Raw genomic sequence first — 18,031 nt, forward strand, 5'->3', positions numbered from 1 at the left:
CAGACAGACACAGTAGAGGGTCCCTGTGACTACCCGACCTTCGACAACCGCGCCTCGGGATTGCCCTCCGCGTCGCTCTCCGAGCGGTACACCAGGTCGTCGCCCGCCGGAGTGATCCGGACGGTGTGCGGGGTCGGGTTGCAGCCTTTGTGGTTGCCCTTTTTGCCCACGGAGGTGACGACGAGCTCCTTCGCCGTCACCTCTTTCAGGGTCAGTACGTCGTTGCAGGTGCCGCCGAGCAGGTCCGTTTGCCGCAGGGTGCCCAACTCGTCGCCGGTGTCGGCCTTGTGCACGGTTAGCCGGAAGGTGCCCGCCGGCAACCTGCCGCCCAGGGCACTGGCCTCGCCCTCCCAGGTGCCGAGGTAGCGGGCGGGGACGGAGCCCGCGGCCGGGGTGGCGGACGCCTCCTCGCCCGGCGTCTGGGACGAGACCGCTCCCGAATCCGCGTTGGTGTCCTGGTCCCCGCCCGGCAGCAACTCGAACACGAACACGGACCCCACCGTCACCGCCGCCAACGCCCCCGCCACCGCGAGCGCCACCGTGCAGCTCAGCCGCCGCCCTCGCCCTCCGTCCCCCGGCGTCGAGGCCGCCGCGACGGAGAGGGAGAGCTTGCCCGGGCGGTTCTCGGATGCCGGAGCGGTGCCCTGAGGAGGCGGGGGCGTGTCGTGGGAAGACGAAGCCGTGCCCTGGGAAGGCGCGGCGTCACGCGGTTCGGGCGCGGCGACGGGGGCCTCGGAGGCGGCAGCGGTCCCTGGCGCGGTTCCCGGCATCACCGGCGGCGGCCCGAACTCCCCGACCGTCGCCTGTCGGCTGAACTCCACCGGCCCCGAGGGGACGTCGTCCCCCGCCTCCAGATTCAGCAGCCGCACGGCACTGCGGCTGACCTGCTCCACCAACGGCCCCGGCAGCCACCCACCCGCCACCGCCCGAGCGGCCCCGTCCGGAGCCAGGCGCCGAGCCACCTCCCCCGGCGCGGGCCGTGCACCCGGCTCCTTGGCCAGGCAGGACGCCACCAGCTCCCGCAACTCCCCGTCCAGCGAGCCGAGTTCGGGCTCCTCGTGGACGACCTTGTAGAGCAGCGCAGCCGACGAGTCCCCGGAGAACGGCGGCTCCCCGGTCGCCGCGTAGGCCAGCACCGCGCCCAGCGAGAAGACGTCCGCCGCCCCCGTGGCCCCGTTGCCCAGGATCTGTTCGGGCGACATGTAGCCGGGCGAGCCGATCGAGACGCCGGTCGACGTCAGTGACGCCGTGCCGTCCATGGCCCGCGCGATGCCGAAGTCGATCAGCAGGGGGCCGTCGAGCGTCAGCAGCACGTTCGACGGCTTCACATCCCGGTGCACAAGGCCCAGTTCGTGCACCGCCGCCAGCGCCTCGGCCAGCCCCGCCCCCAGCACACGTACCGAATGCGCGGGCAGCGCACCCGAGCCCGCGACGGCCGCCGCCAGCGACGGCCCCGCGGCGAACGCCGTGGCCACCCACGGCACCGCGGCCTCCGGATCCGCGTCCAGCACGGGCGCCGTCCAGGCACCGCCCACCCGGCGCGCCGCCGCCACCTCCCGGCGGAAGCGGGCGCGGAACTCCTCGTCCAGCGCGAAGTGCGGGTGCACGATCTTGACGGCGACCGTACGGCCGCCCGCGCTGCGTCCGACGTACACCCGCCCCATCCCGCCGGAACCGAGCCGCCCGAGCAGCCGGTACGGCCCGACGACGGTCGGCTCGTCAACTCCGAGCGGCTGCATCGGCGCCCACTCCTCCCCCGTACGGCCTGTCGCGGCCGTGGAAACTGACAGCAGGTTAGGGCCTGATCCGCCGGACAGGCCCTGGTGCCGAAGCACCCCGCCGTTTACGGCTGGAGCAGCTCCACCTTCACATCGGCCGGAAATCCGGTCGTCGGACCCACCCGCCGCGCGAACTCCGCGACCGCCGCCAGCTGCGGGCCGCCGAAGCGGAAGTCGAGGGTGGTGAAGTACCGCTCCAGGATCCGCTCGTCGAAGGCCTCCCAGCGGGCCGCCTGCTCGGCGACCTTGCCGACCTCCTCCAGGGAGAGGTTGCGGGAGTCGAGGAAGGCCTCGTGGACCTTGCGGGTGATGACGGGCTCGCGTTCCAGGTAGTCCCGGCGCGCCGCCCACACGGCGAAGACGAAGGGCAGGCCGGTCCACTCCTTCCAGAGCGAACCGAGGTCATGGACCTCCAGGCCGTAGCGCGGGCCGTCGAGGAGGTTGGCCCGCAGGGCCGCGTCCCCGATGAGTACGGCCGCCTCCGCCTCCTGCATCATCACGCTCAGGTCGGGCGGGCACGTGTAGTAGTCGGGATGTACGCCATAGCGCTCGGCGAGCAGCAGCTGCGCGAGGCGGACGGACGTACGGGACGTCGAACCGAGGGCGACCCGGGCGCCGTCCAGCTCGTCCAGTGGGACCTGGGAGACGATCACGCAGGACATCACCGGGCCGTCGCAGCCGACCGCGATGTCGGGGAAGGCGACCAGATCGTCGGCGTTGCGCAGGAACTCGACGAGGGTGATCGGCCCGATGTCGAGGTCGCCCCGCACCAGCTGCTCGCTGAGTTTCTCCGGGGTGTCCTTGGTCAGCTCGAAGTCGAGGAGCGTGCCCGTTCTCGCGAGCCCCCAGTACAGGGGCAGGCAGTTCAGGAACTGGATGTGGCCCACGCGCGGCCGGGTGCGAGAATTGTCCACATCGCGAGACTAGACCCCGTGGGGTACGCTTCGAACTTCGACCCCAGGGTCAACCACTTCTCGATCTTCAAACGTCCGGGTGACGTGATCTTGACCTCTATTGCTTTCGGCTGCCCGCGTGCTAGGCTCGCCGCAAGTTGCAGTTTGGTTTCCCTTGCAGTACAGAGCCTGCGGAGCATGTAACCGCGGGCTCTCGTCGTTTTCAGACGTATGCAGTTGTGCGGCATCTTGTTTTCACACTTGCAGGGTTCTGGAGCAGGGCAACCCTTTGGGCCCAAGGAGGGCTTATGGCTACCGGAACCGTGAAGTGGTTCAACGCCGAAAAGGGCTTTGGCTTCATCGCCCAGGAAGGCGGCGGCCCCGACGTCTTCGTTCACTACTCCGCGATCAACGCGAGCGGCTTCCGTTCGCTGGAGGAGAACCAGCAGGTCTCCTTCGACGTGACCCAGGGTCCGAAGGGCCCGCAGGCGGAGAACGTCACCCCCGTCTGATCCGAGGGATGCCCCTCTGAAGACGTCTGAGAGCAGTACCCAAGGAGCCCCTCGCCGTCCGGCGCAGGGGCTCCTGCCTTATACGTGCTGCATGACCAGCACGAACGTCGTCCCGGGCGCCAGCGCCTCGTACGAGTGCGGCACATCCCCGCGATACGACATGTAGTCGCCGGGCCCCAACTCGACCTCCTCGCCCCGTGGCCCCGCCTTCACCCGCCCCGTGCTGACGATCAGATGCTCCACGCTGCCCGGAATGTGCGGCTCCGACTCCCGGGGCGTGCCGGGCTCCGCGCGCAGGTGGTAGATGTCCCGGCGGGCGCCGGGCGGACTGGCGGAGAGCAGGGCCGCCACGAAGTCCGACCGCTCGGAGGCCACGGTCGACCCCTCACCGGCCCTGATGACCTGAACGGCAGACGCCGGAGGCTCCACCAGAGCACTGAACGGCACGCCGAGCGCGACCCCCAGGGCCCACAGCGTCTCCACGCTGGGGTTCCCGCCGCCCGCCTCCAGCTGGGACAGCGTGGACTTCGCGATCCCGGCCCGCTTGGCCAGCTCGGACAGGGACAGCCCGGCCCGGGTGCGCTCGCGTCGCAGTGAGGCGGCGATCCACGCGAGGGGTTCGCTCATGCGGTTCACTTCCTGCCGTTCGCTCCACAGGTACGTTCGTTCGCCTTGACGAACGACCGGTCACCTGTTCATTCTGGAAAACATGCGTTCGCTACTCCGAACACCGATGATCGCACGGTTGAAAGCACCGCCGACAGCACCGCTGGTGCGGGACAGCGCACTCGTCTGGCTGGCCAGCGGCGTCGTCGGCGTGTCGTTCGGCGCGATCGCCGTCGCCGGTGGGCTGCCGGTGTGGGTGCCGGTGGTGATGTCGCTGGTCGTGTACGCGGGCTCGGCGCAGTTCAGCGCGGTCGGTGTGCTGCTCGCCGGGGGCGGGCCGGTGGCGGCCGCGGCCACCGGGCTGCTGCTCAACACCCGTACGGCGGCCTTCAGTCTCGCCGTCGCGGACATCATCGGCTCGGGCCGCCTCGCCCGGTTTCTCGGCGCGCACCTGGTGACAGACGAGACGGTGGCCTTCGCGCTCGCCCAGCCGGATCCGGCGCGGCGGCGGGCGGCCTTCTGGATCTCCGGGCTCGGCCTGTTCGCCGTGTGGAACCTCGGCGTCCTGGCCGGCGCACTGGCGGGCGGCGCGCTGGGCGACACCGGCACCTACGGCCTGGACGCGGCCTTCCCCGCCGTCCTCGTCGCCCTGGTCCTGCCCGCCCTGCGCGAGGATCCGGCCGTACGGCGCTCCGCGCTGCTCGGCGCCGGTCTGGCGCTGGCGGTGACGCCGGCCGCCCCGGCGGGGGTGCCGGTGCTGGTGGCACTGGCGGGGCTCGCCGTCTTCGGACGCGACCACGGAAGGCGTACGGCATGAGCGCGACGGTGGCCATGATGCTGGCGCTGGCGGTCGGGACGTACGCCTTCCGGCTGGTCGGGCCGGTGCTCCACGGGCGTGTGCAACTCCCCGCGCGAGTCCAGGAGCTGCTGTCGGCGGGCGCGGTCGTCCTGCTGGTGGCTCTGCTGGCCACGGGTGCTCTGACCGAGGGCGGCGGCTTCGCGGGGTGGGCTCGGCCGGCCGGGGTGCTGGTGGCGGGCGTACTGGCGTGGAGGCGGGCGCCGTTTCCGGTGGTGGTGCTGGGGGCCGCGGGGGTCACGGCGGTGCTGCGGGCTGCGGGGGTGGCATGAGGAGCCCCCATGGGAGACTTGCCGGATGACCAGCGATGAGGAGAACAACCAGGGGGAAAGCGGCGGGACTTCCGCCGACGACAACAAACTGGCCATGGGCATTGCGATCGGCCTCTCCCTCGGCACGAGCATCGGCATCATGCTCGGGATGACCGTCTTCGACAACATAGGGGTCGGACTTGCCCTGGGCATGGGGATGGGTACCGCCCTCGGACCCGCCATCGGCCTTGGCCTGAAGGGGACGGACAAGCAGGGAGCCGGAGGCGAGTAGTCACCGGCTTCGCTAGGGTCCCCGGCCATGACCGAAGCCGACTTCATCACCACCACCCGCACCTTCTACGACGCCATCGCCGAGGACTACGCGGACCTCTTCCGGGACGAGCTGGCGGACAGGCCGGTGGAGCGGGCAGTGCTGGGGGTGTTCGCCGAACTCGTCGAGGGGGACGGCCCGGTGGCCGACCTCGGATGCGGCCCGGGGCGGACGACCGCCCGCCTCGCCGCGCTGGGGCTGCCCATGTTCGGGATCGACCTGTCGGAGTCGATGCTCGCGATCGCCCGCCGCGAGAACCCGGGGCTGCGATTCGAGCAGGGGTCGATGCTGGAGCTGGACATCCCGGACGGCGCTCTGGCCGGCGCCCTCTCCTTCTACTCCTCCATCCACACCCCCATGGATCAACTCCCGGCTCTCTTCGCCGAGTTCCACCGCGTACTGGCCCCCGGCGCGCCCCTGCTCGTCGCCTTCCAGGCCGGCGACGAGCACCGGCACCATGACCGGCCCTTCGGGCAGCCGGTCTCGCTCACCTTCCAGCGGCGCCGGCCGGACGACATCGTCGACCTGCTGAGGGCGGCCGGCTTCGCCCTCCTCTCCCGGACGGTCCGCGAACCGGACCCGGCGCTCGACGAGGTGTCCCCGCAGGCGTTCCTGATCGTCCGGAAGCCCACTCGTCCGGAGATCTAGAGCACCCCGGCGATGTCCCGCGCCGCGATGTACCCGAACGTCATCGCCGGGCCGATCGTCGAGCCCGCCCCCGCGTAACTGCGGCCCATCACGGCGGCGCTGGCGTTTCCGGCGGCGTACAGGCCGGGGATCACCGAGCCGTCCTCCCGCAGCACCCGCGCCCGCGCGTCGGTGAGCAGGCCGCCCTTGGTGCCGAGGTCGCCGGGGACGATGCGGAAGGCGTGGTACGGAGGGAGCCAGAGGGGCGCGAGGCAGGAGTTCGGGAGGACCGACGGGTCCGTGTAGTAGTGGTCGTAGGCGCTGTCGCCCCGGTGGAAGTCGGGGTCCTCGCCGCGCAGCGCCTGGGAGTTGAAGCGGTCCACCGTCGTGCGGAGGGCGGTCGCCGGGACGCCGATCGAGGTGGCGAGCGCGTCCAGGGTCCAGGCCTTGTGCGCGGCGCCCGAGCCGTACCAGGCGCCGGGCAACGGCAGCGTCGGCAGGACGTCCTTGAACAGATACCGGTTCCGGTAGTGCTGGTCGACGATCAGCCAGGCCGGGATGGCGGGGTCGGTGTCGTTGACGTCGTACATGGTGTGGACGACGTCGCTGTAGGGGGCGGCCTCGTTGACGAAGCGCGCGCCCGCGGCGTTGATCAGCAGGCCCCCGGGGAGGGTGCGTTCGGCGAGGCAGAAGTACGGCCGGCCGGGAAGCGGGATCGCCGGGCCCCACCAGGCGTCGTCCATGAGGCCGAGGGCGGCGCCGATCCGCTGCCCGGCCTGGATGCCGTCGCCCGTGTTCTCCTTGGCGCCGACCGTCCAGTCCGTTCCGATGGGCTGTCGCTGATAGCGCTCACGCATGGCCGCGTTGTGCTCGAAGCCGCCCGAGCCGACGATCACGCCCCGGCGGGCGCGGACCAGGGCGGGGGCGCCGTCCCTGGTGACGACCGCTCCGCGCACGGCGCCGCCCTCGACGTACAGATCGGTGAGCGGCGTACCGAGCCATACGGGCACCCCGGCCGACCGCAACCCCGCCCGCAGTCCCGCAGCAAGCGACTGCCCCATGGTCAGCGGCTTCTCCCCGTGCAGGGCCGCCGCCGTGCCCCGCACCAGGCACGCCGCGGCCACGGCGGCCCCCTTGGCGTTCACGGCGGCCAGGGCCAGCCACTTGTAGTCGGCGCTGAAGACGACCATGCCGGCGGGCACGTCCATGTACGGCGGGTTCAGCCGGGCCAGCTCCGGGCCCAGGATGTTGCCGTCGAGCTGGTCCGGCTCGATGGAGCGGCCGTTCGGGAGGCCGCCGGGCAGCTCGGGGTAGTAGTCGCTGTACCCCTCCATCCAGCGGAACCGCAGCGGACTGTTGGCCATGACGAGGGAGAGCATCGCCGGGCCGTGAGCGAGGAAGGCCTGCTGCCGGCCGGCGGGGACGTCGGGGCCGACCACGGCGGCGAGATAGGCGGCGGCCTTCGCGGGTGTGTCCGGGACGCCGGCCGCGAGGATCACGGAGTTGTTCGGAATCCAGATCCCGGCACCGGACCGGGCGGCGGACCCGCCGAAGGTGGCGGCCTTCTCCAGCACCACACAGCTCAGGCCCTGCTCGGCGGCGGTCAGGGCGGCGGTCATGCCGGCGGCTCCGGAGCCGATGACGACGACGTCGTAGGTGCCGAGAAGGGGTAGGTCGGCCGCGTGTGCGCCCTGTGGAGACACACCGACAAGTGCCGCGGCCGTGCCTGCGGCGCCCACGGCGAGTACGTGTCTGCGCGAGGGGTTCATGTCACTGTTCATCTCGCCGCTCCCGCCCTGGACCGTCCGACCCGTCCTGACGATGTGTCAGAAATGCGAATGTGACGCGACTGTCATGTGAAGTCAAGGGTCAGACAGTCCTTCCAGGCCGGCTCACTCAGCAGCGGCCGGAAGCGGCTGAACAAGGCGAACAGGTCGGTGCCGTGTTGTTCGAGGAACGTCTGATCGTGGTCGGCGAGGTCGAGTTCGTTGGCGGCGGTGAGCTCGGCGAAGTCGCGGCGCAGGCCGGTGTCCGGCGTGTGGGAGTGACCGGTGAAGCGATCGTGGAAGGGCGAGCCCTCGTCGGCGAGGCTCGGATACGAGGCCGTGCGGTCGCAGGAGGCGTAGAAGTACACGATCGACTCTGCCTCCGCTCCGATGATCCCCACCAGTTCGTCACGGCGGTCGAGCGGCAGCAGGGCCGTCGGAAAGCCGTCCGTGCCGTAGAACGCGTGGCAGAGACCGGCGAGTTGGAGAGCCGGGCGGGCGTTCCAGCCGGCGAGGCGGGTCCGTACGCGGCGCAGGTGGGCGAGCAGGGTGCCGCCCGGGTGCGGGACGGTCCCGGCGCCGAGGTCCGCCAGGAGGGACTCGGCGTGAGCGATGGGGGTCGACACGTGCTTTCCTCTCGGAGCTTTCGGTCGTCTTTGGGTCGGCACCCGCTCCCTCCCCGCACTGGTCCGGACTCCTGCGGGGGCGTGGAGCGGGTTGCCGCCCGGGCCCGTTCAGGATCGTCGTGCATCGGGCAAAGCCCAGTCAATCCTTGGGATTTGTCGCGACCCCCAAGTGTTAGCTTGGGGGTCATGACTCTCGACGACCTGCGTGTGTTCGTGGCCGTGTGCCGGGCCGGGAGCCTGAGTTCGGTGGCCCGGGAGCTGGGGTGCACCCAGTCGGCGGTGAGTCAGCACGTGAAGCGGCTGGAGCGGGAGACCGGGGTCGCGCTGCTGGAACGGCAGCCTCGCGGAGTCGTACCGACCCGGGCGGGGCGGATGCTGGAGACGGCCGCCGCCGAGGGGATCTCCGGGCTGGATCTGGCGATACGGCAGCTGCGGGACCTGGTCGACGGCGAGAGCGGGTACGTGCGGGTGGCGACGGGGGCGACGAGCGTACGGCACTTCATGTCGGAGGCGGTCGTCGCGTACCGGCGTCGGCACCCCAAGGTCAGCCTGGAGTTCCGCACGGTGAGTTCGGGCCGGGGCAGCTTCGACGCGCTGGCCGACGGCACGCTCGACCTGGCCTGGATCACCCTCGGCCCACCGGTGCGCGGCATCGAGCAGCGACCGGTGGTGGAGCTGCCGTGGGTGCTGGCGGTGCGGGCCGACGATCCGCTGGCGGAGCGGCCGTACGTCGATGCCGGCGCCGACCTGCGTGACGTACGGCTGATCCGGCTGCCACCGAACTCCGCCTCGGCCGCCCATCTGGACGCCGCCTGCGCCGAGTTGGGCGTCCGGCTCGCGCACGACACGAGCGTCGCCGACTGGGACACGGCACTGCTGCTGGCCGAGCTGGGGGTCGGGCGGGCGGTGGTGCCGGCGTTTCCGGGGCTGCCCGCCCCCGGCGGGGAGGCCGAAGGCGACCTGCGCCTGATCCCCCTCCCCGCCCTGCGGCCCCTCCCCGTCGGCTGGGCGGTCCGCCGCTGGGACGCGCTCAGTCCCCCGGCGAGGGCGTTCGCGGACCTGGTGGAGAGCCACCGCCGGGGGGCGCGGGACGCGGACGGACACCGCCGGGGCGCGCGAGGCTCGAACGGACACCGCCGGCGCGAGCGGGGCTGAACGCTCCCGGCCTCGCGCCTACTTCAGGCCGATGGCCGCGCAGTCCGCCGCGTACTCGGGAGTGCAGATCTCCTTGACGGTGTAGACGCCGTCCTTGACCACCGTGTCCTTGATGTTCTTCTTCGTGACGGAGACCACCGACACCAGCTGCGCGGGGATGTTCTCCTCCGACCCGCTGTCGACCGAGTCCTGGGTCAGCGCGTCGAACTCGATGTCACGCCCCTGGACCTTGTACACGGCCATCCTCGCGGCGTTGGTCGCCTCCTGCGCGAACGGCTTGTACACCGTCATGAACTGCTCGCCCGCGACGATCCGCTGCACCGCGTCCAGATTCGCGTCCTGCCCGGTCACCGGCGGCATCTTGGTGGCCCCGGCCCCCTTGAGCGCCTCGATGACGGCGCCCGCCATGCCGTCGTTGGCCGAGTAGACGGCGGCGATGGTGCTCAGCCCGACGGAGGCGATCGCCGCCTGCATGTTCTTCTTGGCGATCTCGGGCGACCACTTGTCGGTGTCGTACCGCTTGACGATGTCGACCTCGCCCTCGAGCTCGTCGAGCGCGCCCTCCTTGAACCGGCCCGTGTTCGGGTCGGCGGGGTCCCCGTTCATCATGACGACCTTGCTGGTCGCGGCCTTCGAACCGAGTTCCTCGACGAGCGAGCGGCCCTGGACCTCGCCGACGAGTTCGTTGTCGTGGGAGACGTACGCGTCGATGGGCCCCTCGGCGAGCCGGTCGTAGGCGATGACCGGAATGCCCGCGTCCTTGGCCTTGCGCACATCGGAGGCGATGGCCTTGGCGTCCAGCGCGTCGACCAGGATCACGTCCACCTGGTCCTCGATCATCTGCTGGAACTGCCGGCTCTGCTTGTCCGGGCTCGCCTCGGCGTTGGCGTAGTCGACCTTGCCCTTGTTGTGGGTGAGGGAGGCGACTTCCTTCTTGATCAGGGGGTAGTCGAACTTCTCGAAACGTGCCGTGTCCTTGTCGGGCAGCAGGAGCCCCACCGTGATGTCGTCGCCCTTCTCCGGTGCCGCGGAGCTGTCACCGCCCCCGATTCCGTCGATGACACCGCACGCCGTGAGCGACAGGGCCGAGACGGAGGCGGCGAGGGTTATGCCGATACGGCGTACGGCAGAGGTGTGGGGGGTACGAGCGGTCACTAGTGGTGCCTTCCGAGCGGAGGAGCGGCGTTGCTACCCGGGTTGGCGGTAGCCAACGCGGATAGGGCATGTCACGTCAAGGTGTTGTCGTAACGAGACGGCAACCGTTTTCCACGTCCAGGACAAGGCGTCCTTCAGTGCGACGTCCGCCCACACCGTCCTGCCGACGTCCCGACCGGCAACTCCCCAGGTCAGAGCCCACTACCTGGTCGGCCTTCCGGTCAGGGGAGTTGGTCGCCGAGCGGGGCTGGGGGCGCGGCGATGGAACTCACCGGAGGCGACGGGCGAAGGAGAGTTGAAAGCCCAAGCCTTCGAAGCGTTCCACAGCACGAGAGGAGCCCCGATGACCGTCGAACCAGGCGTCCGCACGGGGGCGGAGAGCGATGCCTCGGTGATTGCGCGGTCCCGGGATGAGCCCGAGGCATTCGCCGTGCTCTTCGACCGGCACGCGGATGCGGTACACCGTTATCTGGCCCGCAGGCTCGGCGGCGAGTCCGCCGACGACCTCATGGCGGAGACCTTCACCACCGCTTTCCAGCAACGGCGCCGGTACGACCCGGCGCGGGTCACGGGCGACGACGCCCGGCCCTGGCTGTTCGGGATAGCGACCAACCTGGTCGGCCGGCACCGGCGGGCCGAGGCCCGCCGGTTCAAGGCCCTGGCCCGCATCCCGGCTCCCGCCGACCACGAGGAGCCGCTGGCCGACCGGGCCGCGGCCCGGGTGGGGGCCGAGGCCGTACGCCGCGAGCTGGCGGCGGCACTGGCCGCACTGCCCGCACGGCACCGGGATGTGCTGCTGCTGGTGGCGTGGGGCGGTCTCGGCTACGAGGAGGTGGCCCAGGCCCTCGGTGTCCCCATCGGCACGGTCAGATCACGGCTGCACCGGGCTCGCAGCAAGCTACGCGAAGCGTTGGGCGGATCCGATCCGACGACACTGCGAGAGGCATCCGGCCATGAGTGACGAACTCGAACTCCTGCGGGACTGGAACGCGGACGCGGCCCCGCTCACCGAACCGACCCGAGCGCAGGCCCGCCACCGGCTGCTCAACACGATTGCGCGCACGAAGCGGCACCCCGACGCCGCACCCAGCCGCCGCCTCGCGCTGCGCCTCGCGACAGCCGCGGTGGTCACCATGGCGGTCACGGGCACAGCGGTAGTGATCACCGCGGACGGCGCAGACGAAGGCGGCGGCGCGGGCACGAACGCCCCGCGGATGCGCAACGCCGCCGCCGTGACGGTGCTGAACGGGGCGGCGGCGTGGGCGACCAGGCACGAGAAGCCCGTGGCGCCGCGCGACGACCAGTTCATCTACTCGAAGCGGATCATCAAGGAAACGGAGACGAAGACCGGCGCGGTCAAGACCTATGTGGACGTGAACTGGGACTCGGTGGACGGCTCCAAGCGCTCTTTGACCATGGAACTCGGCCGGGTGATCTGGGAGGAACCCATGGGGAACGGGAGCGTGTGGCCGCCTCGGGAGTGGAGCAAGCTGGAGAAGCTGCCCACCGACCCGGAGAAGCTCATCCCGCGCATCGTCGGCTCCGGCACGTCCGGCAAGTCGATCGACGACTTCACCGCGTGGGACTGGTACGACGCCTACTTCATGCTCGGCGAGCTCCTGAAGTGGCCGGTGCTGCCCGAGGGGCTGCGTCCTGCCGCGTACGAGGCGCTGGCACTGGTGCCCGGGGTCAAGGTGACGCCGGGGGTGGAGGACTCCGCCGGGCGCACCGGTGTGGGGATCTCCTACCCTGAGCACGCGTCCGAGAAGGGCAAGTACCTCATCTTCGACCCGGAGTCCTATGAATTCCTGGGCTTCCGCGCCGAGCGGACCTCGCGTTCCGGGGAGAAGACGTACATCCAGCTGTCGCACGTGGTGGAGTGGGCGATCGTCGACCGCTTGAGGCAGCAGCCCTAGGCCCCTGGCACTCGGGCTGATGGCTGGTCAGGGGCGGTCTCGTCGAGGCCGCCCCTCAAGGGAGAATTCGGGTCAGTACAGGACCTCGCCCATCGGTGAGTCCGCGCCCACGATGTACGCCCGGATCGACGCCAGATACGCGTCGCGGGCGACCCGGCCATCGCCGTCGGTGTCCAGGGCGTCGAACGCGGCGGCGGCATTGTCGGGCGGGTTGTTCAGCGCGGTGCGCAGGGTCGTGAACTCCGCTTTGTCCAGGGTGCCGTCGCCGTCCGCGTCGGCGAGATCGAAGAGGGCGCCGAGGGCGAAGCGGCAGACGTTGTCGAACTTGTCGGCGCCCACCCACGCGTTGTACTCGTCGAAGGTCAGCTTCCCGTCGCCGTCGGGGTCCATCTCACCCCACGCCTTGACGCCTTCCGCGCGGGCGGCGACGACGAGGGGGTCGTCCTCCCTGCGGCCGGTGGCCGCGACCGTGCGGTCGATCCGGGAGAGGTAGTCGTGCCTTGTGACGACCTGGTCCCCGTCGGCGTCCATCATCGCGAACACGCGCACGCGTGCGGTCGTCGCGGCGTCGGCGGTCGTACGGCTCACTCGGGTCTCCTCCAGCTCGGTTCCTGCTCTTCGACGAGGACTCGTCCGGCGCTTCCTACCCGGCGCCCGGCCGGCTCCAAGCGGCCCAGCTGGAGCAGACGCGTGCTCGGCGGCGCGCGGCGCACGCGTGCGCCGACGATGCGCTGCGAGGCGCCTGAAACCGCCTGTTCTCCGGGCCGGTTGAGCACTGGTGGCACCAGTCGCGGTGCGCGGTCTTCAAGGAGGGCATGTGTTCGGTAGGCGCGGTACGGCGGTCACGCTGGGAGTTCTGGCGCTCGTGGTCTCATCGCTGGTGGCGGCGCCGGCCGGTCAGGCCGGTACGGGCGGACACGAGTCCGTCCTCTGCACGGGCAACGCGAGCAGCCGCTACGACCCCTCGCTCACCCTCCAGCCCCGTAAGACCCACAACCACGCGGACGTGGCCTACACCTGCACGACCACCCCCGGGCACACCATGGCGGCCACCGGCTCCTTCCACGCCGTCGCGCCGACGGCGTCCTGCCTCTCACTGGCCGGCGCGCATGGCATCGAAACCGTCCGCTACGCCGACGGCAGCCGGTCGCTGATCGTCATCGACGGCGCCACCACCGCCCGGGTCGCCGGCGTCCTGGTGGTCCTGCAGTCGGGCCGGGTCCTGGAGGGGCGCGGCAAGGGCCACGTCGTACGGCGGACCGTGACCTCGCTCCCCCGGCAACTGCCCACGGACTGCCTCACCTCCGGCCTGCGGGGCACCGAGAGCGCGGTTCGGCTGGAGATCCTGCCGTAGGACACAGCCGCCGGGCGCGGCCCGCTCGCAACGGCCGCGCCCTCGAAAGGGCCAATGCCCGAACAGCCGTACCAGCCCGGCCTACGGTCTCACGCTGTCACCCGAGATCCAGGAAGGGAGCCCCCATGGCAACCGCCTCCCGTGCGGCGCTGACCGTCGAGGTCATGGAGATGCTGGCCCGTCTCGACCCCCGGTTGTGGGAGATCGTCGAGCCGCCCGTCCCGCCCCACCCGATCCACGACCCGGGCGTCGGCAACGGATTCGGCGTCGGGTTCAGGTCGGCGGCCGGGGACGGCGCGAGCCTGAACCCACAGCCGCTCCCGCCCCGGACCGCGGTGCTGCCGGCCGTCCGGGACATGTCCGTCGCGGTGGCGGAGGCCACCATCGCCGCCAGCCTGGCGGGAAGGAAGCCCGCCGAGGTCCTGAAGGAGGTCGGGGACGACATCTGCCCCGACCCGCCGAAACTGCCCTGGCCGAAGAAGTGGCCCGTGCCCGTGCAGCTGCGGCAGCAGGTCGTCGCCGATCCGAAGCGCGTCTCCCCCGCCATCCAGGCCTCGGCCGCACTGGTCTTCCAGTCCTACGCCCACCGCATCACGGACAAGGCCCTGAGCACGGCCTTCGCGGGCCTCGCCGACCGCCTGCTGGAAAGGGCTCTGAAGACCGCCGGCAGCACCTCCTGAGAGGGGCCGGGCACGCCGAGGGTGCGCCTACTTCTCGTACAGCCCCTCCACCTCCGCCGCGAAGTCCCGCAGGACCGCCTCCCGCCGCAGCTTCATCGACGGGGTCAGGTGGCCGTCCATCTCCGTGAAGTCGGTCGGCAGGATGGCGAAGCGGCGGATGGACTCGGGCCGGGAGACCAGCTTGTTGGCCTCGTCCACGGCGCGCTGCAGGATCGACCTCAACTCGTCGTCGGTCACGAGGAGTTCGGCGGGGACCGAGTGCTTGCCGTTCATCCGGCGCCAGTGGGTGACGCCGTCCATGTCGAGGGTGATCAGCGCCGAGACGTACGGCCGCCGGTCACCCACGACCATGCACTGCGAGATCAGCGGGTGCGAGCGCAGCCAGTTCTCCAGGGGCGCCGGGGCCACGCTCTTGCCGCCCGCCGTGATCAGCATCTCCTTCTTGCGGCCGGTGATCGTCAGGTAGCCCTCGTCGTCGAGCTCGCCGATGTCACCGGTCGCGAGCCAGCCGTCGGCCGCCGCGGGGACCACACCGCCCGCCGCCGGGTCCCAGTAGCCGCGCAGCACCTGCTCGCCGCCGACAAGGATCTCGCCGTCCGCCGCGATCCGGACCCGGGTGCCGGGCAACGGCCAGCCGACGGTGCCCAGACGGGGCTTCAGGGGCGGTGTCACCGTCGCCGCGCCCGTCGTCTCGGTGAGGCCGTAGCCCTCGTAGATCTCGATGCCCGCGCCGGCGTAGAACGCGGCCAGGCGGCGGCCGAGCGGTGAGCCGCCGCAGATGGCGTACTTCACGCGGCCGCCCATGGCGTTGCGGATACGGCGGTAGACGAGGGGGTCGTAGAAGGCGCGGGCCGTCTTGAGTGCCGTGCTCGGGCCCGACCCCGTCCCCGCCGCGCGGGCCTCCGTCGCCTCGCCGTAGCGCTCGGCCACCGACGCCGCGCGGTCGAAGGACGACACCCGGCCGCCCGTCTCGGCCTTGGCGCGGGCGGAGTTGAAGACCTTCTCCAGCATGTAGGGGATCGTGAGCAGACAGGTGGGGCGGAAGGCCGCCAGGTCGGGAAGCAGGTGCTCCGCCTTCAGGCTCGGCGCGTGGCCGAGGCGGACCCGGGCCCGGACGCACGCCACCGCCACCATGCGGCCGAAGACATGTGACATGGGCAGGAAGAGCAGCACCGACGCCTCTTCGCTCGTCCTCGCCTTGAAGATCGGGTAGAGCAGCTCGATCGCGTTGTCCACCTCGGCGAAGAAGTTGCCGTGTGTCAGCGCGCAGCCCTTGGGGCGGCCCGTCGTGCCCGAGGTGTAGATGAGCGTCGCCAGCGTGTCCGGTGCCAGCATGCCCCGCCGTACGGCCACCTCCCCGTCCGGCTGCTGGGCGCCCAGTTCGGCCAGCCGCTCCACGTGCCCCTTCTCCATCACCCACATGTGGCGCAGGTCGGGCACCCGGTCCAGTTCGGGGCCGAGGGCGGCCGCCTGGCCGGCGGTCTCGGTGACCAGGGCGACCGCGCCGGAGTCCTGGAGGATCCAGCGGGTCTGGAAGACGGAGGAGGTGGGGTAGACGGGGACCGTCACGAGACCGGCAGCCCAGGCCGCGAAGTCGAGGAGCGTCCACTCGTAACGCGTGCGCGCCATGACCGCGATCCGGTCGCCCGGCACGAATCCCTCGGCGATCAGGCCCTTCGCCACCGCCTGCACCTGCTCGGCGAACTGTGCCGCCGCAACCTCCGTCCACTTCCCGTCCTCGCCCTTGCGGCTGAGGACCACCGCGTCCGGAGCCGCGTGCGCGTTGTCGAAGGGCAGATCCGCGAGCGAGCCGTGGGTCACCGGGGGCGCGAACGGCGGTACGTACGCCTCCCGTACCGCCCCGTCCAGTCGCCGCGTCTCGGGCTGGACCAGGTTCGGTCCGGGAGCGTCGTCGAAGGCGGCCGAGGGGGCGAAGGAAGGAAGGGGGGTGGACACGGGCGGCTCCTGCGGCGGGCGTGCAGCGACGAAACTGCTTGCTGCATGACGTACGTGCCTCGCGCACCGTGGCGTTCACCTGCGGAGGCCTGCGGAAAAGGGTTACCGCTGGTTAGGCAGGTGATCGTACGGGGCCCGCGTGTGGGCGTTGTGCGGGTTCGGCGAGGGTCCGGGGCCGGGTATGTGCAACGTCGGGGGCTATGTGAGGGGTACTCAGCTTCGTCTCACTCTTTCCTTACCCTTCACCCCGGAGCCGCCGTCAGCCTCGCTCCAGCACCGCCGTGACCCCTTGTCCGCCCGCCGCGCAGACGGAGATCAGCCCGCGGCCTGAACCACCCTTCTGCTCCAGCAACTTGGCCAGCGTCGCCACGATCCGCGCACCGGTCGCCGCGAAGGGGTGACCGGTGGCCAGGGAGGATCCGTTCACGTTCAGCCGGGCCCGGTCCACGGGGACGAGCCCCCGCTTCTCCCACGCCGCCAGCGTGGCCAGCACCTGGGACGCGAAGGCCTCGTGGATCTCGACGAAGTCGAAGTCGGGGAAGGCCAGTTCGGCCCGCTCCAGCATGCGGGGGACGGCGTACGCGGGTGCCATCAGGAGCCCGTCCTCGCCGTCCGCCACATCGCCGCGTACGAAGTCCACGGCCGCCGTCTCGTACGCGGTGAGGTAGGCCAGGGGCTCCAGGCCCCGCGCCTGGGCCCACTCCTCGCTCGCCAGCAGCACGACCGCCGCCCCGTCCGTGAGCGGCGTCGAATTGCCCGCCGTCATGGTCGGGTCGGGCCGGTCGAGGCCGAACACGGGCTTGAGCGCGGCGAGTTTCTCCGGCGTCGAGTCGGGGCGCATGTTCTGATCGCGGGTCAGACCACGGAAGGGCACGACCAGGTCCTCGAAGAAGCCGCGTTCGTACGCCGCCGCCAGCCGCTGGTGACTCGACGCCGCCAACTCGTCCTGCGCCTGACGGGAGACACCCCAGGCTCGGGCGGTGACGGCGGCGTGCTCACCCATGGAGAGCCCCGTGCGGGGCTCGGCGTTGCGGGGGATGTCGGGGATCAGGTGGGACGGCCGCACGCGCGTGAGGGCCTTGACCCGATCGCCGAGCGACTTGGCCCGCCTGGCCTCCAGCAGGATCCGGCGCAGCTCTTCGTTGACGCCGAGGGGCGCGTCGCTGGCCGTGTCCGCGCCGCCCGCGACGGCCGACTCGATCTGTCCGAGCGCGATCTTGTTGGCGGCGGCGATGACGGCCTGGAGGCCGGTGCCGCAAGCCTGCTGGATGTCGTACGCGGGCGTACGCGCGTCCAGTTTCGAGCCGAGGACGGTCTCGCGGGCGAGATTGAAGTCGCGGCTGTGCTTGAGTACGGCCCCGGCGACGAACTCGCCGACCGCGCCGGAGCCGGCCAGGTCGTACCGCTCGACCAGACCGTCGACGACGGCCGTGAGCATGTCCTGGTTGGACGCGGTGGCGTAGGGGCCGTCGGAGCGGGCGAACGGGATGCGGGTGCCGCCGATGATCGCGACGCGCCGTACCGCAGGGGCCAACAGCGAGCTCATCTCCACTCACTCCTCACGTCACC

At 71.2% G+C, this 18,031-nt stretch carries 19 protein-coding genes; 10 read left to right on the forward strand and 9 right to left on the reverse strand.

The genetic code is table 11. The annotated features are described in order from the left end of the window. Positions 1-29: 29 nt before the first annotated feature. Both IF78_RS0122860 and IF78_RS0122865 read right to left on the reverse strand, forming a co-directional pair. Positions 30-1,739, reverse strand: a complete 1,710-nt coding sequence (locus IF78_RS0122860) for a serine/threonine-protein kinase (protein ID WP_031478020.1) — start codon at positions 1,737-1,739, stop codon at positions 30-32. Positions 1,740-1,843: 104 nt separating this feature from the next. Next, a complete protein-coding gene (locus IF78_RS0122865; protein ID WP_031478021.1) occupies positions 1,844-2,692 on the reverse strand; it encodes a menaquinone biosynthetic enzyme MqnA/MqnD family protein in 849 nt (282 codons plus the stop codon). 287 nt (positions 2,693-2,979) lie between these two features. Between IF78_RS0122865 and IF78_RS0122870 the strand changes: the two genes are divergently transcribed. Next, on the forward strand, positions 2,980-3,183 hold the full coding sequence (locus IF78_RS0122870) for a cold-shock protein (RefSeq protein WP_003992177.1): 204 nt from the start codon (positions 2,980-2,982) through the stop codon (positions 3,181-3,183). Positions 3,184-3,261: 78 nt separating this feature from the next. Here the strand turns inward: IF78_RS0122870 and IF78_RS0122875 are convergent, their stop codons facing one another. Then, entirely contained in the window at positions 3,262-3,810 is a 549-nt protein-coding gene (locus IF78_RS0122875) for a helix-turn-helix domain-containing protein (protein WP_031478026.1), read from the reverse strand. A 106-nt stretch (positions 3,811-3,916) separates the two neighbouring features. Between IF78_RS0122875 and IF78_RS0122880 the strand changes: the two genes are divergently transcribed. The 4 genes from IF78_RS0122880 to IF78_RS0122895 are packed head-to-tail and all read left to right on the forward strand — an operon-like array spanning position 3,917 to position 5,875. After that, complete coding sequence (locus IF78_RS0122880; RefSeq protein ID WP_051828097.1) at positions 3,917-4,606, forward strand: AzlC family ABC transporter permease; 690 nt, start codon at positions 3,917-3,919, stop codon at positions 4,604-4,606. Further along, positions 4,603-4,917: an AzlD domain-containing protein gene (locus tag IF78_RS0122885; protein ID WP_031478030.1), complete on the forward strand. Its 315-nt coding sequence runs from the start codon at positions 4,603-4,605 to the stop codon at positions 4,915-4,917. Before IF78_RS0122880 ends, IF78_RS0122885 begins: the two co-directional genes overlap by 4 nt. Before the next feature lie 25 nt (positions 4,918-4,942). After that, entirely contained in the window at positions 4,943-5,188 is a 246-nt protein-coding gene (locus IF78_RS0122890) for a glycine zipper domain-containing protein (RefSeq protein WP_031478031.1), read from the forward strand. Between the two features lie 27 nt (positions 5,189-5,215). After that, positions 5,216-5,875, forward strand: coding sequence for a class I SAM-dependent DNA methyltransferase (locus tag IF78_RS0122895; protein ID WP_031478032.1), 660 nt, complete (start codon positions 5,216-5,218; stop codon positions 5,873-5,875). On the opposite strand, the gene kstD is transcribed toward IF78_RS0122895, so the two are convergent. Then, on the reverse strand, positions 5,872-7,623 hold the full coding sequence (kstD, locus tag IF78_RS0122900; protein WP_031478033.1) for a 3-oxosteroid 1-dehydrogenase: 1,752 nt from the start codon (positions 7,621-7,623) through the stop codon (positions 5,872-5,874). The two genes, IF78_RS0122895 and kstD, sit on opposite strands and share 4 nt — an antisense overlap. A gap of 83 nt (positions 7,624-7,706) precedes the next feature. Further along, positions 7,707-8,246 carry a DUF6817 domain-containing protein gene (locus tag IF78_RS0122905; protein WP_037640996.1) on the reverse strand — a complete coding sequence of 180 codons (540 nt, stop codon included), beginning with the start codon at positions 8,244-8,246 and terminating at the stop codon, positions 7,707-7,709. Between the two features lie 186 nt (positions 8,247-8,432). Here IF78_RS0122905 and IF78_RS0122910 point away from each other — a divergent pair, with 186 nt between their 5' ends. Further along, positions 8,433-9,401, forward strand: a complete 969-nt coding sequence (locus IF78_RS0122910) for a LysR family transcriptional regulator (RefSeq protein WP_234439747.1) — start codon at positions 8,433-8,435, stop codon at positions 9,399-9,401. An 18-nt stretch (positions 9,402-9,419) separates the two neighbouring features. Here IF78_RS0122910 and IF78_RS0122915 read toward each other — a convergent pair whose 3' ends face one another. Further along, positions 9,420-10,556 carry a sugar ABC transporter substrate-binding protein gene (locus IF78_RS0122915; RefSeq protein WP_031478039.1) on the reverse strand — a complete coding sequence of 379 codons (1,137 nt, stop codon included), beginning with the start codon at positions 10,554-10,556 and terminating at the stop codon, positions 9,420-9,422. Positions 10,557-10,899: 343 nt separating this feature from the next. On the opposite strand from IF78_RS0122915, the gene IF78_RS0122920 reads away from it, so the two are divergent. Together IF78_RS0122920 and IF78_RS0122925 are read left to right on the forward strand one after the other, a co-directional pair. After that, a complete protein-coding gene (locus IF78_RS0122920) occupies positions 10,900-11,517 on the forward strand; it encodes an RNA polymerase sigma factor (RefSeq protein WP_031478041.1) in 618 nt (205 codons plus the stop codon). Further along, positions 11,510-12,472, forward strand: coding sequence for a CU044_5270 family protein (locus IF78_RS0122925; RefSeq protein WP_031478043.1), 963 nt, complete (start codon positions 11,510-11,512; stop codon positions 12,470-12,472). Before IF78_RS0122920 ends, IF78_RS0122925 begins: the two co-directional genes overlap by 8 nt. 72 nt (positions 12,473-12,544) lie before the next feature. Here IF78_RS0122925 and IF78_RS0122930 read toward each other — a convergent pair whose 3' ends face one another. Next, complete coding sequence (locus IF78_RS0122930; protein ID WP_031478045.1) at positions 12,545-13,060, reverse strand: EF-hand domain-containing protein; 516 nt, start codon at positions 13,058-13,060, stop codon at positions 12,545-12,547. Positions 13,061-13,289: 229 nt separating this feature from the next. Between IF78_RS0122930 and IF78_RS0122935 the strand changes: the two genes are divergently transcribed. Beyond that, the gene (locus IF78_RS0122935) at positions 13,290-13,826 is read left to right on the forward strand and encodes a hypothetical protein (RefSeq protein WP_031478046.1); all 537 of its coding nucleotides are present in this window, start codon (positions 13,290-13,292) and stop codon (positions 13,824-13,826) included. Between the two features lie 125 nt (positions 13,827-13,951). Then, on the forward strand, positions 13,952-14,506 hold the full coding sequence (locus IF78_RS0122940; protein WP_031478048.1) for a hypothetical protein: 555 nt from the start codon (positions 13,952-13,954) through the stop codon (positions 14,504-14,506). Positions 14,507-14,533: 27 nt separating this feature from the next. Here the strand turns inward: IF78_RS0122940 and IF78_RS0122945 are convergent, their stop codons facing one another. Both IF78_RS0122945 and IF78_RS0122950 read right to left on the reverse strand, forming a co-directional pair. After that, entirely contained in the window at positions 14,534-16,462 is a 1,929-nt protein-coding gene (locus IF78_RS0122945) for an AMP-dependent synthetase/ligase (protein ID WP_031478050.1), read from the reverse strand. A 259-nt stretch (positions 16,463-16,721) separates the two neighbouring features. Then, on the reverse strand, positions 16,722-18,008 hold the full coding sequence (locus IF78_RS0122950) for an acetyl-CoA C-acetyltransferase (protein ID WP_031478051.1): 1,287 nt from the start codon (positions 18,006-18,008) through the stop codon (positions 16,722-16,724). Between the last annotated feature and the right edge of the window lie 23 nt (positions 18,009-18,031).

The sequence above is a fragment of the Streptomyces bicolor genome (assembly GCF_000719285.1).
Lineage (GTDB): Bacteria > Actinomycetota > Actinomycetes > Streptomycetales > Streptomycetaceae > Streptomyces > Streptomyces bicolor.

What these genes read in the sequence shown, in the direction of transcription:
- IF78_RS0122890 (WP_031478031.1), top strand. Translation starts at nt 4,943, where the DNA reads ATGACCAGCGATGAGGAGAACAACCAGGGGGAAAGCGGCGGGACTTCC.
- IF78_RS0122950 (WP_031478051.1), bottom strand. Translation starts at nt 18,008, where the DNA reads ATGAGCTCGCTGTTGGCCCCTGCGGTACGGCGCGTCGCGATCATCGGC.
- IF78_RS0122895 (WP_031478032.1), top strand. Translation starts at nt 5,216, where the DNA reads ATGACCGAAGCCGACTTCATCACCACCACCCGCACCTTCTACGACGCC.
- IF78_RS0122885 (WP_031478030.1), top strand. Translation starts at nt 4,603, where the DNA reads ATGAGCGCGACGGTGGCCATGATGCTGGCGCTGGCGGTCGGGACGTAC.
- IF78_RS0122870 (WP_003992177.1), top strand. Translation starts at nt 2,980, where the DNA reads ATGGCTACCGGAACCGTGAAGTGGTTCAACGCCGAAAAGGGCTTTGGC.
- IF78_RS0122925 (WP_031478043.1), top strand. Translation starts at nt 11,510, where the DNA reads ATGAGTGACGAACTCGAACTCCTGCGGGACTGGAACGCGGACGCGGCC.
- IF78_RS0122880 (WP_051828097.1), top strand. Translation starts at nt 3,917, where the DNA reads ATGATCGCACGGTTGAAAGCACCGCCGACAGCACCGCTGGTGCGGGAC.
- IF78_RS0122875 (WP_031478026.1), bottom strand. Translation starts at nt 3,810, where the DNA reads ATGAGCGAACCCCTCGCGTGGATCGCCGCCTCACTGCGACGCGAGCGC.
- IF78_RS0122940 (WP_031478048.1), top strand. Translation starts at nt 13,952, where the DNA reads ATGGCAACCGCCTCCCGTGCGGCGCTGACCGTCGAGGTCATGGAGATG.
- IF78_RS0122920 (WP_031478041.1), top strand. Translation starts at nt 10,900, where the DNA reads ATGACCGTCGAACCAGGCGTCCGCACGGGGGCGGAGAGCGATGCCTCG.
- IF78_RS0122860 (WP_031478020.1), bottom strand. Translation starts at nt 1,739, where the DNA reads ATGCAGCCGCTCGGAGTTGACGAGCCGACCGTCGTCGGGCCGTACCGG.
- IF78_RS0122910 (WP_234439747.1), top strand. Translation starts at nt 8,433, where the DNA reads ATGACTCTCGACGACCTGCGTGTGTTCGTGGCCGTGTGCCGGGCCGGG.
- kstD (WP_031478033.1), bottom strand. Translation starts at nt 7,623, where the DNA reads ATGAACCCCTCGCGCAGACACGTACTCGCCGTGGGCGCCGCAGGCACG.